Source organism: Treponema sp. UBA7567 (assembly GCF_002476655.1).
In the GTDB taxonomy this organism is placed as follows: Bacteria; Spirochaetota; Spirochaetia; order Treponematales; family Treponemataceae; genus Treponema_D.
This window is the reverse complement of the sequence record NZ_DLLH01000064.1, coordinates 4060-4335: the sequence shown is the minus strand read 5'-3', so window position 1 is coordinate 4335 and position 276 is coordinate 4060. Positions and strand designations below refer to the sequence as shown.

1 protein-coding gene and 1 pseudogene (1 of these 2 only partly in view) are annotated in these 276 nt (G+C 40.2%); both read left to right on the top strand.

The features are described 5' to 3' along the window. Nucleotides 1-14: pseudogene (locus B3Y13_RS08165) on the top strand (EAL domain-containing protein) (it extends 1960 nt beyond the left edge of the window). A 13-nt stretch (nt 15-27) separates the two neighbouring features. After that, the gene (locus tag B3Y13_RS08160; RefSeq protein WP_296693869.1) at nt 28-204 is read left to right on the top strand and encodes a hypothetical protein; all 177 of its coding nucleotides are present in this window, start codon (nt 28-30) and stop codon (nt 202-204) included. Nucleotides 205-276 lie beyond the last annotated feature (72 nt).

Sequence of the window (276 nt, the reverse complement as noted above, 5' to 3'; positions counted from 1 at the left end):
GACTGCTTGGTTGAAAGCCGCAATCTGATGGGATTTGAGCTTGAAGGCTCGGTTTTATGCAAAGTGTTCGACAAGGCCTGCGGAAAAAACGGCGAAAAATCTGCGGAAGAAGCCTTGCGTACTCTTATGGACTCGTTCAGATCGTTCACAGAGGGAATTCAGCTCAAAGATGATTTGACAGTGATTGTGCTGAAATATAAATAGCAGAAAAAGCAGAGTGTAATTGAAAATGCAAAGTATATGAACTTAAATAGCCTCAATTTCGAGTTTTAATAA